We start from the raw sequence: 15581 nt of genomic DNA on the forward strand, positions 1-15581 counted from the left end.
AATCCTTTCGAGCCGCGGCTGTTCGTGCAGGCCGACTCAGATGTCGAGGAAGCGGACGTCCTTGGCGTTGCGCTGGATGAACGAGCGCCGTGCCTCGACGTCCTCGCCCATGAGCACCGAGAACAGGTCGTCCGCCTGTGCCGCGTCGTCCAGGGTGACCTGGCCGAGCACCCGGTGGTCGATGTCCATCGTGGTGATGCGCAGCTCCTCGGCGTTCATCTCGCCGAGACCCTTGAAGCGCTGGACCGAGTCGTCCCTGATGCGCTTGCCGTTCTCGCGGCCGAGCTGGATCAGCGCGTCGCGCTCGCGGTCCGAGTACGCGTACTCGAAGTCGTCCCGACCCCACTTGATCTTGTACAGCGGGGGGCGCGACAGGTAGACGTGCCCGGCCTCGACCAGCGGGCGCATGAAGCGGAAGAGGAACGTCAGCAGCAGGGTGTTGATGTGCTGACCGTCGACGTCGGCGTCCGCCATCAAGATGATCTTGTGATAGCGGAGCTTGTCGATGTCGAAGTCCTCGTGCACGCCGGTGCCGAACGCGGAGATCAGCGCCTGGATCTCCTGGTTCTGGAGGATCTTGTCGATCCGGGCCTTCTCGACGTTGAGGATCTTGCCGCGGATCGGGAGGATCGCCTGGTACTCGGGGTTCCGGCCGGACTTGGCCGAACCGCCGGCGGAGTCACCCTCGACGATGAAGATCTCGCACTTGGCCGGATCGTTCGACTGGCAGTCCGACAGCTTGCCCGGCAGCGAGGCGGTCTCCAGCAGGCCCTTGCGGCGGGTCAGGTCGCGCGCCTTGCGGGCGGCGACCCGGGCCGTGGCGGCCTGGATCGACTTGCGGACGATGTCCGCGGCCTCGATCGGGTTGCGGTCCAGCCAGTCGGTGAGGTGCTCGTAGACCGCCTTCTGGACGAAGGTCTTGGCCTCCGTGTTGCCCAGCTTGGTCTTGGTCTGGCCCTCGAACTGCGGCTCGCTCAGCTTGACCGAGATGATCGCGGTCAGACCCTCGCGGATGTCGTCGCCCGTGAGGTTGTCGTCCTTCTCGCGGAGCAGCTTCTTGTCGCGCGCGTACTTGTTGATCAGCGAGGTCAGCGCGGCGCGGAAGCCCTCCTCGTGGGTACCGCCCTCATGGGTGTGGATGATGTTGGCGAAGCTGTAGACGCCCTCGGTGTACTGGCTGTTCCACTGCATCGCGATCTCGACCGAGAGCATCCGCTCCTTGTCCTCGGCCTCCAGGGCGATCACCGTGGGGTGGATCAGTTCGCCCTTGCGCGAGTTGAGGTAGCGGACGAAGTCCGAGATGCCGCCCTCGTAGTGGTAGCGGACGGAGAGCGGCTTGCCCTCCTCGTCCACGTGGTCCGGGCGCTCGTCGGTCAGGGCGATGGTCAGGCCCTTGTTGAGGAACGCCATCTCCTGGAAGCGCCGCGAGAGCGTCTCGAAGGAGTAGTCGGTGGTCTCGAAGATGTCGCCGTCGGCCCAGAAGGTGACGGAGGTGCCGGTCTCGTCCGTCGCCTCGTTCTTCTGCAGCGGGGCGGTGGGGACGCCGAGCTTGTACTCCTGGGTCCAGCGGTAGCCGTCGGTCTTGACCTCGACGGCGACGCGCGTCGACAGCGCGTTGACGACGGAGACGCCGACGCCGTGCAGACCGCCGGAGACCGCGTAACCGCCGCCGCCGAACTTGCCGCCCGCGTGCAGGACGGTCAGCACGACCTCCACGGCCGGCTTGCCCTCGGAGGGGACGATGCCGACGGGGATGCCACGGCCGTTGTCGACCACGCGGACGCCGCCGTCGGGGAGGATCGTCACGTCGATGGTGTCGGCGTGGCCGGCCAGGGCCTCGTCGACCGAGTTGTCGACGACCTCCTGCACCAGGTGGTGCAGGCCCCGCTCACCGGTGGAGCCGATGTACATGCCCGGCCGCTTGCGGACCGCGTCCAGACCCTCCAGCACGGTGATCGCGCTGGCGTCGTACGACGCACCTCCGCCCGGGGTGCCGGACGAGGCGTCCTCCGGCACAGGAGTGGCGCCTTCCTCGGGGGAAGGGGTGGTGTTCTCGTTGGGGTTGCCGGAATCGGCCACGAAGCGCCCTTTCTGGCACAGCACAGACCTTCTCCTGCCTGTGCGGCGGGGCGCCGTCGTCGGTCGGGAGACCGGGAGGGCAGGCGGGAGCGACTGCGTCGTTCGACTTGTTTCCGCGAAACGCGCGGGATTACCACCAGTCTACCGGTAGCGCCGACATGAATGGGGGTTTGGCGGTGTCTGAGTCCGCATGTGCCGCCCTGAACCGGCATCAGCCGACTCCCTATATGCGCCCCGGGGCTCCAAGAGGCTCACAGCGGCACTCAGCGCTTCGGGTTGTCAACCGCCCGCTACCACGCTCGGGGGACACCCGCGGTCTCCCTTTGTCCGGTGCGCCCCGGAACCCTCCCGAGTACGGAATCGCCGCGGCTCACCCGTAGGTGTCGCCCGGTCCCGTGCTCCCCGGCGCGCGCAGCGCTCCGTACCGGCGCGACGGCCCGCCCGGGCCCAGCACCTTGATCAGCTTGACGGTGCCCTGGCCCAGATCGTCGTTGAGCCGGGCCACCAGCGTCGGGGCGAGCAGCCGAAGCTGGGTCGCCCACGTCGTCGAGTCACACCGCACGGTCAGCACCCGGGCGTCCTCGTCGTAGCCCTGCGGCTCGCAGTGCAGCGCCACGTTCTCGCCGACGATCTGCGGCCAGCGGCCGGTCACCCCGCCGACCGCCGCGGGCGTCTCCCAGCCGCGCTCGGTGATCAGCCGGTTGATGGCCGCGCCCAGCGGCAGCGGATCGCGGCCGTCCGCGCGCGCGCCGGAGCGCAGGCCGCCTCGGCGCGCCTGCTTCTTCTGCTGCACGGCCGCGCCCCGCGCCCGCGCCTGCTCCTTCGCCGCGCGCAGCGCGACCCGCGCCAGGTCCACGCCGGACGGCTCGGGGACCCTGCGCGCCGAGGACTGCTGCGCCGGGGAACGCTCGGTCATGCGCGCTCGACCGTTCCCTCGGAGACCGCGTACCGGGCGCCCGACAGGACGTCCGGGACGTCGTCGTCCACCGCGGCCGTCACCAGCACCTGCTCGCCGTCGGCGACCAGCTCCGCCAGCCGCTCCCGGCGGCGGGCGTCCAGCTCGGCGAAGACGTCGTCGAGGACCAGGACCGGCTCGCCGCCCTCCGCCTTGAGCAACTCGTACGAGGCCAGCCGCAGCGCCAGCGCGTACGACCAGGACTCGCCGTGGCTCGCGTACCCCTTGGCGGGCAACTGCCCCAGCCGCAGCACCAGGTCGTCGCGGTGCGGGCCGACGAGCGTCACCCCGCGCTCCATCTCCTGCTTGCGCGCCTCGCCCAGCGCCGTGATCAGCACCTCGTACAGCTCCTCGCGGGTGCGCGCGCCCTCCGGACCGCCGACGCCGACCGGGCCGCGGTAGTCGAAGGCGACCGGGCCGCCACCGGGTGCCAGCCGCTCGTACGCGGCGTCGGCCAGCGGCAGCAGGGCGGCGATCACGTCCAGCCGGTGCGCGAGCAGCTCGGCGCCGGCGCGGGCCAGGTGCTGGTCCCAGATGTCCAGGGTGGAGACGTCCATCGACCGGCCGGCGTGCCGGCGGGCCATGACCGCGGACTTCAGCAGGGTGTTGCGCTGCTTCAGGACGCGCTCGTAATCCGAGCGCACGCCCGCCATCCGCGGGGAACGGGCGGTGACCAGCTCGTCGAGGAACTTGCGGCGCTCCCCGGGGTCGCCCTTGACCAGGGCCAGGTCCTCGGGGGCGAACAGCACCGTGCGCACGATGCCCAGCACGTCCCGGGGCCTGACCTGGGACGAGCGGTTGATCCGGGCCCGGTTGGCCTTGCCGGGGTTGAGTTCCAGCTCGATGAGCTGCTGCCGCTCGCCCTGGACGACGGCGGCCCGGATGAACGCCCGGTCCGCGCCGAGGCGGACCAGCGGCGCGTCGGAGGAGACGCGGTGGCTGCCGAGGCTCGCCAGATAGCCGACCGCCTCGACGAGGTTGGTCTTGCCTTGGCCGTTGGGACCCACGAAAGCCGTGACGCCCGGGTCGAGCGGGACCTCGACCCGGGCGTACGAGCGGAAGTCGGCGAGCGAGAGATGCGAAACGTGCATGGGTGCGCGCCGAGCCTCCTGATTCGCGTGGTCTGTTACGCGTCGGGTGTTACTTGCTCTCGACCGCGTGGCCGCCGAACTGGTTGCGCAGCGCGGCGATCATCTTCATCTGCGGCGAGTCGTCCTGGCGGGACGCGAAGCGGGCGAACAGGGACGCGGTGATCGCCGGGAGCGGGACCGCGTTGTCGATGGCGGCCTCGACCGTCCAGCGGCCCTCGCCCGAGTCGGACGCGTAACCGCGCAGCTTGTCGAGGTGCTCGTCGTCGTCCAGGGCCTTGACCGCGAGGTCGAGCAGCCAGGAGCGGATGACCGTCCCCTCCTGCCAGGAACGGAAGATCTCGCGCACGTCGGTGACGGAATCGACCGCCTCCAGCAGCTCCCAGCCCTCGGCGAACGCCTGCATCATGGCGTACTCGATGCCGTTGTGGACCATCTTCGCGAAGTGGCCCGCGCCGACCTTGCCGGCGTGCACGGAACCGAACTCGCCCTCGGGCTTCAGCGCGTCGAAGACCGGCTGCACCCGGGCGACGTGCTCGGCGTCGCCGCCGTACATCAGGGCGTAACCGTTCTCCAGGCCCCAGACACCGCCGGAGACACCGCAGTCCACGAAGCCGATGCCCTTGGCGGCCAGCTCCTCGGCGTGCTTCTCGTCGTCCGTCCAGCGGGAGTTGCCGCCGTCCACGACGACGTCACCGGGCGACAGCAGCTCGCCCAGCTCGTCGATGGTGGACTGGGTCGCCGCGCCCGCGGGGACCATGACCCACACGACCCGGGGGCCCTTCAGGGAATCCACAAGCTCCTGGAGGCTGTGGACGTCCGCGAGGTCCGCATTGCGGTCGTATCCGATGACGGTGTGGCCTGCGCGGCGGATGCGCTCGCGCATGTTGCCGCCCATCTTGCCGAGACCGACGAGACCGAGCTCCATCAGTGATCCTCTATGCCGTAGTCGTAGCGGTTTACCCGGATCCGAGCCTACGCCCGGGGGTCCGTGCACACCTGTCGGGACCGAGCGCTCAAACGGTGGGGCGGGTACCCGCCCGCCGTCCGTCCATGCGCCGCTCCGTCCCCCGCCGGTGCTCCGCGCGGGGGACGGCGGGACCCGTCGGTCACGCGTCGGCCCGACGGCCGCAGCGGCTCGCGGGGCCGGTGCGAGGGACGGCCCTCGCGCACCGGCCGCCGGGGAGTGCCGCGCCGAGGCGTCAGCCCGACAGGCGCACCGGCATGATCAGGTACTTGTACGCCTCGTCCGCCTCCGCGTCGACCGCGGGCTTGCCGCTGAGCAGCGCCGGCTTGGTGGAGGTGGTGAAGGAGAGCTGGGCGACCGGGGAGTCGATCGCGGAGAGGCCCTCCAGCAGGAAGCCGGGGTTGAAGGCGATCGAGATGTCGTCGCCCTCCAGCCGGGCGTCGACCCTTTCCACAGCCTGTGCGTCGTCGCTGGAGCCGGCCTCCAGGATCAGCACGCCCTGCTCGAAGCTCAGGCGGACCGGGGTGTTGCGCTCGGCGACCAGGGCCACACGCTTGACGGCCTCGACGAAGGGGGCCGTCTCGATCACGGCGATCGAGTTGAACTCGGTCGGGAACAGCGTGCGGTACTTCGGCAGGTCGCCTTCCAGCAGCCGCGTCGTGGTGCGGCGGCCCGCGCCCTCGAAGCCGATCAGGCCCTCGCCCGCGCCGGAGCCGGAGAGCGCCAGCGAGACGGTGTCACCGCCGCTGAGCGACTTGGCGGTGTCCAGCAGCGTCTTGGCGGGGACCAGGGCGACGGCGGAGACGTCGGGGGTCTCCGGCTTCCACATGAACTCGCGGACGGCGAAGCGGTAGCGGTCGGTGGAGGCCAGGGTGACGGTGTCGCCCTCGATCTCGATGCGCACACCGGTGAGCACCGGGAGGGTGTCGTCACGGCCGGCGGCGATGGCGACCTGGGCGGCGGCGGAGGCGAAGACCTCGGCCGGGACGGTGCCGGTGGCGGTGGGCATCTGGGGCAGCGCCGGGTACTCCTCCACAGGCAGGGTGTGGAGTGTGAATCGCGAGGAGCCGCAGACCACGGTGGCGCGGACGCCGTCGGTGGAGATCTCCACAGGCCTGTTGGGAAGTGCGCGGCAGATGTCGGCGAGGAGCCGGCCGGAGACGAGGACGGTGCCGTCCTCCTCCACGTCGGCCTCGACGGAGACCCGGGCCGAGACCTCGTAGTCGAAGCCGGAGAGGCTGAGCGAGCCGTCCTCGGCCTTCAGCAGCAGTCCCGCGAGGACCGGCACCGGCGGACGGGCCGGGAGGCTGCGGGCCGCCCAGGCCACTGCCTCCGCGAGTACATCGCGCTCCACCCGGATCTTCACCGGAACCGCCTCCTGCTTGTTGCTGGCTGGCCCTGCTGGGCTGTCTTCGTCGCCGGCTTCGTCGGGCTCCGTCGGCTGCGACGGCTACGAAACCGGAGACCAGTCTGACGTACGCCGCTGACAGCCGGCGCTGCTCGGGGTCAAGTCGCACCCGGCGGCGTGGCGCAGCCTCGGGCCGAGTTGTGCACAGGACCCACTTCGAAGCGAGTTTCCCGGTTGATCTCAGTGGTCGTAGTAGTAGGGCCTGTGGAAACCGTGGAAAACTTCCTTTTCCCTGGTCAGACCCAATTTTTTGTCCACTGCCCCTGTGGGCGGCACCGGTGGAAAACAGGGGGTCGCTGTGGAGAAACAAAAGTTCTGCACAGGCGGTGCACAGGCAGGGCGCACTTCTCCCCAGGCTCGTCCCCAGCTTTACCCAGGTTCCCCACAGCCCAACCCGGCAGCTTCGTGTGACGCCTTTCACTCGGCGCGGTGAGCTCGGGCGTTTCGTTGCCGAACAGTGGACAACCCTGGGGAAAGGCTGTGCACAACGTCGATCTTCCTGTGGGCGGCCGGTGGACAACCGGCGCGCCCGTCGCGGGCCGCTCCGTCATCCACAGGCTGTGGACTTCGGTTCCCCACACTTCCACACCCCTCTGACCTCCACTGATGAGCTGTCAACAGGCCCGGCTGTGGACATCATCTGGATAACTTCCCGGTCCCCAGGATGTGGACGGGTCCCGAGGGCGGATTCTGTGGAGAACGGGGTGACGGGGGTCCCTATTCGAACGACGTGGCCGCGAGGCGACGCCTTCCGGAACGGCGAAGGGCGCTCCGGGAACCGTCCCGGAGCGCCCTGGGAGGCGTCCGCCGCGCGCTCGGCGCGGTCCTGTCAGCCGTTCTTGATGCGGTTCGTCAGCTCGGTCACCTGGTTGTAGATGGACCGCCGCTCGGCCATCAGGGCACGGATCTTGCGGTCGGCGTGCATCACGGTCGTGTGGTCACGGCCGCCGAACTGCGCGCCGATCTTCGGCAGGGACAGGTCCGTGAGCTCGCGGCAGAGGTACATGGCGATCTGGCGCGCCGTCACCAGCACCCGGCTGCGCGAGGCGCCGCACAGGTCCTCCACGGTGTGCCCGAAGTAGTCGGCCGTCGCGGCCATGATGGCCGGCGCCGTGATCTCCGGCGAGGCGTCCTCGCCGCCCGGGATCAGATCCTTGAGGACGATCTCGGTGAGGCCCAGGTCCACGGGCTGCCGGTTGAGGCTGGCGAACGCCGTGACGCGGATGAGGGCGCCCTCCAGCTCGCGGATGTTGCGCGAGATCCGGGAGGCGATGAACTCCAGCACCTCCGGCGGCGCGTTGAGCTGCTCCTGGACCGCCTTCTTGCGGAGGATCGCGATCCGGGTCTCCAGCTCGGGCGGCTGGACGTCGGTGATCAGACCCCACTCGAAGCGGTTGCGCAGCCGGTCCTCGAGGGTCACCAGTTGCTTGGGCGGCCGGTCCGAGGAGAGCACGATCTGCTTGTTGGCGTTGTGCAGGGTGTTGAAGGTGTGGAAGAACTCCTCCTGCGTCGACTCCTTGCTCGCGAGGAACTGGATGTCGTCGACCAGCAGGATGTCCATGTCGCGGTAGCGCTTGCGGAACGCGTCCGCCTTGCCGTCGCGGATGGAGTTGATGAACTCGTTGGTGAACTCCTCGGAGCTCACGTACCGCACCCGCGTCCCCGGGTAGAGGCTGCGCGCGTAGTGCCCGATCGCGTGCAGCAGGTGCGTCTTGCCGAGCCCCGACTCCCCGTAGATGAAGAGGGGGTTGTACGCCTTCGCCGGCGCCTCGGCGACCGCCACGGCCGCCGCGTGCGCGAAGCGGTTGGACGCGCCGATGACGAAGGTGTCGAAGAGGTACTTGGGGTTCAGCCGGGCGGTGGGCTCACCGGGGCCGGAGGCGCCGGACTTCCCCGTGCCCGACGCGCCGGAGCCGCCGGGCACCGGGCGGTCGCCCTGGCCGGCCCCACGGCCGCGGGCGTCCGGCAGCTCGCGCTGCTGCTCGTAGGACCGCTCGCCGCCGCCCGGCCGGTAACCGCCGGAGTCGCGCTGCTGCTCGTAGCCGGACGACGAGTGCTGCGGCGAGGCATAGGGGTCACGGTCGTTCTCGGCGAAGCCGAGCCGCGGCTGCTGCCAGCCGTAGTCGCCCCGGTCCTGGCCGCGGCCCCCCGGACCGCCGGGGCCCGTGTGCCGTGGCCAGGAGCCGGGCTCGGCGCGGGACTGCTGGTAGTCGGGGTAGGCGGGGCGGACGGTCGGCAGGTCGTCGCCGCCACCGCGGCCATAGCCGTCCCGGCCGTCCCGGCCGTCGTAGCCGGAGCGCCCGTCGTACCCCTCGTACGTGTCACGGCCCTGGCCGTTGTGCGAACGCTCTTCGTGCGCGGGCTGCTGGGGCGCGGCCGGCTCGCCGACGGAGTTGTCGACGGTGATCGCGATACGGATGGGCCGGCCGCATTCCCGGCTCAGGGCGTCGCTGACCACCGGGGCCAGCCGCCCTTCCAGTACGCCCTTGGCGAACTCGTTGGGGACGGCGAGCAGCGCGGTGTCCGCGACCAGGGCCAGCGGCTGGCAGCGCTTGATCCAGTGCTCGTCCTTGCTCTCGACTCTTCCCTCGCCCAGGAGCTGCTCCAGCACGCGCGGCCACACTGCGGCAAGATCGGCAGGCAGGTCAGCCACAGGGCACGCTCTCTCGGTCAGCGGGGGCGCCCTCCGGTCCCACGAATGTGTGGTTCTCGGGACGGGCGGGAAGGATTCGGAGTTCAGCCACGGTAGTCAGGCCGTGGCACGTCGTTCAAGTCGTTGTCCACAGGGTGTGTACAAATGTGCCATGGGGCGGTCCATGGCGCCTCACCCGGGCACGGCTGGCACGTCCGGAGCCCCCGGGAGGCTACGGTTGATGCTGGTGCGCTGCCGGTTTGACCGGATGGCGTAACGGCGCGTACCGTGACCAGGTCGAGTTGTCGATGGCTGCTGCCGCCTGCCTCCGATGGGCAAGGGTCGCACTTCTCCAAGCCGGAGTGTGATCGTGAAGCGGTGCCTTGCGTATTGCGAGCTTCCTCGTGGGCGCACGGTGACAGCCAGGCGATGTCCCGCCATCACACGATTCATTTCTGGAGCCCCCGAGTGAGCAAGCGCACCTTCCAGCCGAACAACCGCCGTCGTGCGAAGACCCACGGCTTCCGTCTGCGCATGCGCACCCGTGCCGGCCGCGCGATTCTCGCGTCCCGCCGTGGCAAGGGTCGCGCCCGCCTGTCGGCCTGAGCAGCCTGACTCAAGGTCCATGACGTGCTGCCTTCCGAGTCTCGGCTGAGGCGGCGCGAGGACTTCGCGACCGCGGTTCGACGAGGACGCAGGGCCGGGCGCCCACTCCTCGTCGTCCACCTCCGCAGTGAAACGGACCCGCACGCGCCTGGGGGAAGTGTCCCCCCGGCACGTGCGGGTTTCGTCGTGAGCAAGGCGGTGGGCGGCGCGGTCGTCCGCAACCGTGTCAAACGCCGGCTGCGCCACCTCGTGCGTGACCGGCTTGACACGCTGCCCGCCGGTAGCCTGGTGGTGGTGCGAGCCCTGCCGGGCGCGGGCGAAGCGGACTTCGGTCAGCTCGCCCGCGATCTCGATACCGCGCTGCAGCGGCTGTTGGGAGGGGCGCCGCGAAGCTGCAATCCCCCGGGTACCGATACCTCGGTTCCCCGGAATCCCGGCCATGACCCGGGAGGGAGTGCACGGTGAAGTACCCGCTGCTGTGGTTGATCAAGCTGTACCAGTGGACCATCAGTCCCCTGCTCGGTCCGGTCTGCAAGTACTACCCGTCGTGCTCGCACTACGGCTACACGGCCATCCGGGTGCATGGCGCGATCAAGGGGACGGTGCTGACGGCCTGGCGCGTCCTGCGCTGTAACCCGTGGTCGCCCGGTGGCGTCGACCACGTACCTCCCCGGAAGCGTCCGGTCTGGCACCAGCGGCTGAGGAGCCGACTGGGCGGACACCCCGTAGCCGGGGCCGCCGCACAGCCCGAGACTCAGCCCAACGCCCAAGGAGCCTGATACGTGGACACGGTCCTCAAGCCCCTTTATTACGCAGTTTCCTGGATCATCGTCCAGTTCCACTCGTTCTTCAGTCTGATCTTCGACAAGAACAGCGGCTGGGCGTGGGGTCTGTCGATCGTCTCGCTGGTGGTCCTGATCCGCATCTGCCTGATCCCGCTCTTCGTGAAGCAGATCAAGGCGACCCGGAACATGCAGGCGCTCCAGCCGAAGATGAAGGCGATCCAGGAGCGCTACAAGAGCGACCGGCAGCGCCAGTCCGAAGAGATGATGAAGCTCTACAAGGAGACGGGCACCAACCCGCTCTCGAGCTGTCTCCCGATCCTGGCCCAGTCGCCGTTCTTCATCTCGCTGTACCAGGTCCTCAACCACATCGCCCAGGGCAAGACGGTCGGTGTCATCAACCACGACCTGCTGTCCAGCGCCCGTCAGGCCCACATCTTCGGTGCCCCGCTGTCCGTGAAGTTCCTGGACAGCGCGACCAAGATCGAGAAGCTCGGTTCCACCGTCACCGACGTCCGCGTCGTCACGGTGGTCATGATCGTTCTGATGTCGCTGTCGCAGTTCTACACGCAGCGCCAGTTGATGACGAAGAACGTCGACCTCACGGTCAAGACGCCCTTCATGCAGCAGCAGAAGATGCTGATGTACGTCTTCCCGATCATGTTCGCCGTCTTCGGTATCAACTTCCCGGTCGGTGTCCTCGTCTACTGGCTGACCACGAACGTGTGGACCATGGGCCAGCAGATGTTCATCATCCGTCGCAACCCCACCCCGGGCAGCCTCGCCTACCAGCAGCGCCAGGAGCGGCTGCGGGCCAAGGGCAAGCTCAAGGAGGACCCGGCGGAGGTCGAGGCCAAGCAGGCCGCCGAGGCCGCCCGCGCCGCCCGCCAGCAGCCCAAGCGGCAGCCGAAGGCCAAGCGCACCGCGACTCCCGCCACCGGTCAGCAGCCGGCCGGCCGCCCGCAGGCCCGCACCAAGGCCTCCTCGGGGAACGGCGCCAAGGAGCAGCCGGAGGACGCCAAGTCCAAGCAGGGCGGAGGCTCGTCCCGCGGTGCCAAGTCCGGGCAGCGCAAGGGCGGCCCCCAGCGGCCCAAGCACCCGTCGTCCAAGAAGTAACGAAGGAGTCCCACCGTGACGGACACCCAGCACCAGACCCGTGCGGACGCCGCCGAGGGCACCGACCTGCTGACCCGCCTGGAGCAGGAGGGCGAGATCGCGGCCGACTACCTGGAGGGGCTGCTCGACATCGCCGACCTGGACGGTGACATCGACATGGACGTCGAGGCCGACCGGGCGTCCGTGTCGATCATCAGCGACTCCACCAGCCGGGATCTGCAGAAGCTGGTGGGCCGTGACGGCGAGGTGCTGGAGGCGCTCCAGGAGCTCACCCGGCTCGCGGTCAACCGGGAGACCGGTGACCGTAGCCGGCTGATGCTCGACATCGCCGGCTTCCGGGCCCGCAAGCGCGAGGAGCTCGCCAAGCTGGGTGCCCAGGCCGTCGCGGACGCCAAGCAGAGCGGCAAGCCGGTCAAGCTCGACCCGATGACGCCGTTCGAGCGCAAGGTCGTCCACGACGCGGTGGCCGCCGCCGGTCTGCGCAGCGAGTCCGAGGGCGAGGAGCCCCAGCGCCGCGTGGTCGTCCTGCCGGTGTGACCCGCTCCCGATTCCCGGTAGCTTCGGCCCCGTCTGTCCGCAGACGGGGCCGAACCTTGTCAGCCTGACATCGGACTCCGAGGTTCGGGGTCCCACAGATTCGTCGCATTCGTCGATACGCAGAGTCGTCGATACAACGTGGTACGGAAGGACGGTTCACTGTGGAAGAGGCAGCGGAGCTCCCCCCGGCGCCCCCGGAGGCTCGGGCGGTTTTCGGTGACCGCTTTCAGGACGCCGTCCGCTACGCCGAGCTGCTCGCGGACGCGGGCGTCCGGCGCGGTCTGATCGGCCCCCGGGAGGTCCCCCGGCTCTGGGAGCGGCACCTGCTGAACTGCGCCGTGCTCTCCGAGGCCGTCGCCCAGGACGTCTCCGTGTGCGACGTCGGTTCGGGCGCCGGCCTGCCGGGCATCCCGCTGGCGCTGGTCCGTCCCGACCTCCAGATCACCCTGCTAGAGCCGCTGCTGCGGCGGACGACCTTCCTGTCCGAGGTCGTCGAGCTGCTCGGCTTGGACCACGTCACGGTCGTCCGCGGCCGTGCCGAGGAGGTCCTGGGCAAGCTGCCGCCCGTGCACGTGGTGACGGCGCGTGCGGTGGCTCCGCTGGACCGGCTGGCCGGCTGGGGCGTTCCCCTGCTGCGGCCGTACGGCGAGATGCTGGCCCTCAAGGGCGACACCGCCGAGGAAGAGCTGAAGGGGGCCCGCGCCGCGCTCAGCAGGCTCGGCGTGGAGCGGACCTCCGTGTTGCAGGTCGGCGAGGGCGTGGTGGATCCGCCGTCCACGCTGGTGCGGGTCGAGGTCGGGGAGAGCCCCGGCGGCGTCCGCTTCGCGGCGAAGCGGGCCAAGGCCGCCCGGACGAGCCGGTCGCGCCGGCGCCGCTGATCATCCGCCGCTGATTACTCCGGCCGGCGGTACCGGGAGTGCTCCATACAAGCTGCCTAAAGTATGCGTCACGGAGTGTCGTGACAAGGTAGCCGAGGGTCGCGGGCATCGTGTTTCACGTGAAACATCGCTCGTTGCTGCAAGGGATCATCGGGCGCGGTCGTGCAGCCGCCGCCCGCGACCGCCGGCCGGCCGACACTGTGGAGCCTCCCCCGGTATCCACAGGCACGGTGGATTCATCCACAGGAGAGTGGGCCTCACTGGTTCGTACCCGGCGAACCATGGCAGGCTCTCCCCATCGCGAGCCTGATGTCGAGGAGAGTGAATCCTTGCGGTCCGACGCCAATATCGCGGGGCCGATGGCCGACCCGGTCCCCGGCCCCCGCCCCGCCGACTCCGAACCGGTCCCCGGCCCCGGCCTTCCGGATGCCGCAGAGGTCGTTTCACGTGAAACCCGGATGCCACGTCCCGACCAGACCCGGGTCATGGTGGTGGCCAACCAGAAGGGTGGCGTCGGCAAAACGACGACCACGGTGAACCTGGCGGCCTCCTTGGCGCTGCACGGAAACCGGGTGCTCGTCGTGGACCTGGACCCGCAGGGCAATGCCTCGACGGCGCTGGGCATCGACCACCATGCCGACGTGCCGTCCATCTACGACGTCCTCGTGGATCAGCGCAAGCTCTCCGACGTGGTGCAGCCGGTCCGGGACGTGGAAGGGCTCTTCTGCGCACCGGCCACCATCGACCTGGCCGGTGCCGAGATCGAGCTCGTCTCCCTGGTGGCCCGGGAGAGCCGGCTGGACCGGGCCATCAAGGCCTACGAGCAGCCGCTGGACTACATCCTCATCGACTGCCCGCCCTCGCTGGGGCTGCTGACGGTCAACGCGCTGGTCGCCGGTGCGGAGGTGCTCATCCCGATCCAGTGCGAGTACTACGCGCTCGAGGGCCTGGGGCAGCTTCTGCGCAACGTGGAGCTGGTACGCGGCCACCTCAACCCGAAGCTGCATGTGTCGACGATCCTGCTGACCATGTACGACGGACGGACCCGCCTCGCCTCCCAGGTGGCCGACGAGGTGCGGAGCCACTTCGGCCGGGAGGTGCTGAGAACCAGCATCCCGCGCTCGGTGAGAATCTCCGAAGCCCCCAGCTACGGCCAGACGGTGCTCACATATGACCCGGGATCCAGTGGAGCGTTGTCGTACATGGAGGCGGCCCGCGAGATCGCGCTGCGGGGCGTCTCCGTGCACTACGACGCCGACGAGACCCATACGGTGGGCTATCAGCCGGTGGGCCACCAGCAACAGCAGGACCAGCACAGCATGTCGGAGGGGCTGCAGTGAGTGAACGACGTAGAGGCCTGGGCCGTGGGCTCGGGGCCCTGATCCCGGCGGCACCGAAGGGGGCGGAGATCGGCACCCCCACGGTGGGGCCCGGTGCCACGTCTCCCACTGCGGTGCCGCTGCTGACCGCCGACCGGGGGATCGCGCCGACCGGCGTGACGCCTCCCGAGAGCGGGGTACCCGCGGCGGAGCCGGCGGATGTCCGGCGGCCCGACCCTGAGCCCGAGCCCACCGAGACGGTGGCTGGGGCGCACTTCGCCGAGCTGCCGCTGGACTCCATCACCCCCAACCCCCGGCAGCCGCGCGAGGTGTTCGACGAGGACGCCCTGGCGGAGCTGGTCACCTCGATCCGCGAGGTGGGCCTGCTCCAGCCGGTGGTGGTCCGGCAGTTGGCTCCGGAGCGCTACGAGCTCATCATGGGAGAGCGCCGCTGGCGTGCCTGCCGTGAGGCCGGGCTGGAGAGCATCCCGGCGATCGTCCGGGCGACGGAGGACGAGAAGCTCCTCCTGGATGCCCTCCTGGAGAACCTCCACCGTGCGCAGTTGAACCCGCTGGAGGAAGCGGCGGCCTACGACCAACTGCTCAAGGACTTCGCCTGCACGCACGACGAGCTGGCGGACCGTATCGGGCGCTCCCGCTCGCAGGTCTCCAACACGTTGCGGCTGCTCAAGCTCTCACCCGAGGTGCAGCTCCGGCTGGCGTCGGGCGTGCTGTCCGCCGGGCACGGTCGGGCTCTGCTCGCCGTGGACGACGTCGAGGAGCAGGAGAAGCTCGCCCGCCGCATTGTGCAGGAGGGCCTGTCGGTACGGTCGGTGGAAGAGATCGTCCAGTTGATGGGCTCCCGGACGAAGAAGTCGGCGAAGGCCAAGGGGCCGCGGGCCGGCGCTCGGGTGTCCCCGGCGCTGAGTGATCTGGCGTCCAGGCTGTCCGACCGCTTCGAAACCCGGGTCAAGGTCGACCTCGGGCAGAAGAAGGGCAAGATCGTGGTCGAGTTCGCCTCGATCGAAGACCTCGAGCGGATCCTCAGCACGCTGGCCCCGGGCGAGGGCGGTGTGCTGGAGCAGAAGCTGTCGGCCACGGATACCGAGGACGCGGACGGCTAGGCCGTTTCTTTCGGATCATCTGATCGTTGATCCGGTGTGCCGTTGACAGACGCGCAGTGGGCGCGGATTGAGCCGCTGCTGCCGGACCGG

General features: G+C 69.7%; 13 protein-coding genes and 1 pseudogene. 8 read left to right on the forward strand and 6 right to left on the reverse strand.

Translation table 11 applies throughout. The features are described 5' to 3' along the window. Positions 1 to 36 precede the first annotated feature (36 nt). The 6 genes from gyrB to dnaA all read right to left on the reverse strand — a co-directional run bounded on the left by gyrB (position 37) and on the right by dnaA (position 9150). On the reverse strand, positions 37 to 2103 hold the full coding sequence (gyrB, locus tag ACZ6X9_RS28290; RefSeq protein WP_469780824.1) for a DNA topoisomerase (ATP-hydrolyzing) subunit B: 2067 nt from the start codon (positions 2101 to 2103) through the stop codon (positions 37 to 39). Between the two features lie 346 nt (positions 2104 to 2449). Then, positions 2450 to 2995, reverse strand: coding sequence for a DciA family protein (locus ACZ6X9_RS28295; RefSeq protein WP_469780825.1), 546 nt, complete (start codon positions 2993 to 2995; stop codon positions 2450 to 2452). Further along, entirely contained in the window at positions 2992 to 4125 is a 1134-nt protein-coding gene (gene recF, locus ACZ6X9_RS28300) for a DNA replication/repair protein RecF (RefSeq protein WP_469780826.1), read from the reverse strand. The genes ACZ6X9_RS28295 and recF overlap by 4 nt, the downstream gene beginning before the upstream one ends. Before the next feature lie 49 nt (positions 4126 to 4174). After that, the gene (gene gnd, locus ACZ6X9_RS28305) at positions 4175 to 5050 is read right to left on the reverse strand and encodes a phosphogluconate dehydrogenase (NAD(+)-dependent, decarboxylating) (RefSeq protein WP_469780827.1); all 876 of its coding nucleotides are present in this window, start codon (positions 5048 to 5050) and stop codon (positions 4175 to 4177) included. Between the two features lie 274 nt (positions 5051 to 5324). Then, on the reverse strand, positions 5325 to 6455 hold the full coding sequence (dnaN, locus tag ACZ6X9_RS28310; protein ID WP_469780828.1) for a DNA polymerase III subunit beta: 1131 nt from the start codon (positions 6453 to 6455) through the stop codon (positions 5325 to 5327). An 871-nt stretch (positions 6456 to 7326) separates the two neighbouring features. Next, entirely contained in the window at positions 7327 to 9150 is a 1824-nt protein-coding gene (gene dnaA, locus ACZ6X9_RS28315; RefSeq protein WP_469780829.1) for a chromosomal replication initiator protein DnaA, read from the reverse strand. Between the two features lie 447 nt (positions 9151 to 9597). Here dnaA and rpmH point away from each other — a divergent pair, with 447 nt between their 5' ends. The 8 genes and pseudogenes from rpmH to ACZ6X9_RS28355 all read left to right on the forward strand — a co-directional run bounded on the left by rpmH (position 9598) and on the right by ACZ6X9_RS28355 (position 15491). Continuing rightward, positions 9598 to 9735 carry a 50S ribosomal protein L34 gene (rpmH, locus tag ACZ6X9_RS28320; RefSeq protein WP_003949374.1) on the forward strand — a complete coding sequence of 46 codons (138 nt, stop codon included), beginning with the start codon at positions 9598 to 9600 and terminating at the stop codon, positions 9733 to 9735. A gap of 24 nt (positions 9736 to 9759) precedes the next feature. After that, positions 9760 to 10125, forward strand: a pseudogene (gene rnpA, locus ACZ6X9_RS28325) (ribonuclease P protein component); the annotation flags it as partial. Between the two features lie 71 nt (positions 10126 to 10196). Further along, positions 10197 to 10514, forward strand: coding sequence for a membrane protein insertion efficiency factor YidD (gene yidD / locus ACZ6X9_RS28330; protein WP_469780830.1), 318 nt, complete (start codon positions 10197 to 10199; stop codon positions 10512 to 10514). Positions 10515 to 10517: 3 nt separating this feature from the next. Continuing rightward, entirely contained in the window at positions 10518 to 11633 is a 1116-nt protein-coding gene (gene yidC, locus ACZ6X9_RS28335) for a membrane protein insertase YidC (RefSeq protein WP_469780831.1), read from the forward strand. Between the two features lie 15 nt (positions 11634 to 11648). After that, positions 11649 to 12170 carry a Jag family protein gene (locus ACZ6X9_RS28340; protein WP_469780832.1) on the forward strand — a complete coding sequence of 174 codons (522 nt, stop codon included), beginning with the start codon at positions 11649 to 11651 and terminating at the stop codon, positions 12168 to 12170. Between the two features lie 161 nt (positions 12171 to 12331). Further along, positions 12332 to 13048 carry a 16S rRNA (guanine(527)-N(7))-methyltransferase RsmG gene (gene rsmG, locus ACZ6X9_RS28345; RefSeq protein ID WP_469780833.1) on the forward strand — a complete coding sequence of 239 codons (717 nt, stop codon included), beginning with the start codon at positions 12332 to 12334 and terminating at the stop codon, positions 13046 to 13048. Positions 13049 to 13329: 281 nt separating this feature from the next. Beyond that, complete coding sequence (locus tag ACZ6X9_RS28350; RefSeq protein ID WP_469780834.1) at positions 13330 to 14388, forward strand: ParA family protein; 1059 nt, start codon at positions 13330 to 13332, stop codon at positions 14386 to 14388. Beyond that, positions 14385 to 15491 (forward strand): ParB/RepB/Spo0J family partition protein, encoded by a 1107-nt coding sequence (locus ACZ6X9_RS28355; protein ID WP_469780835.1) that lies wholly within the window; start codon positions 14385 to 14387, stop codon positions 15489 to 15491. Before ACZ6X9_RS28350 ends, ACZ6X9_RS28355 begins: the two co-directional genes overlap by 4 nt. Positions 15492 to 15581 lie beyond the last annotated feature (90 nt).

It is taken from the genome of Streptomyces sp. NPDC052910 (assembly GCF_055585605.1).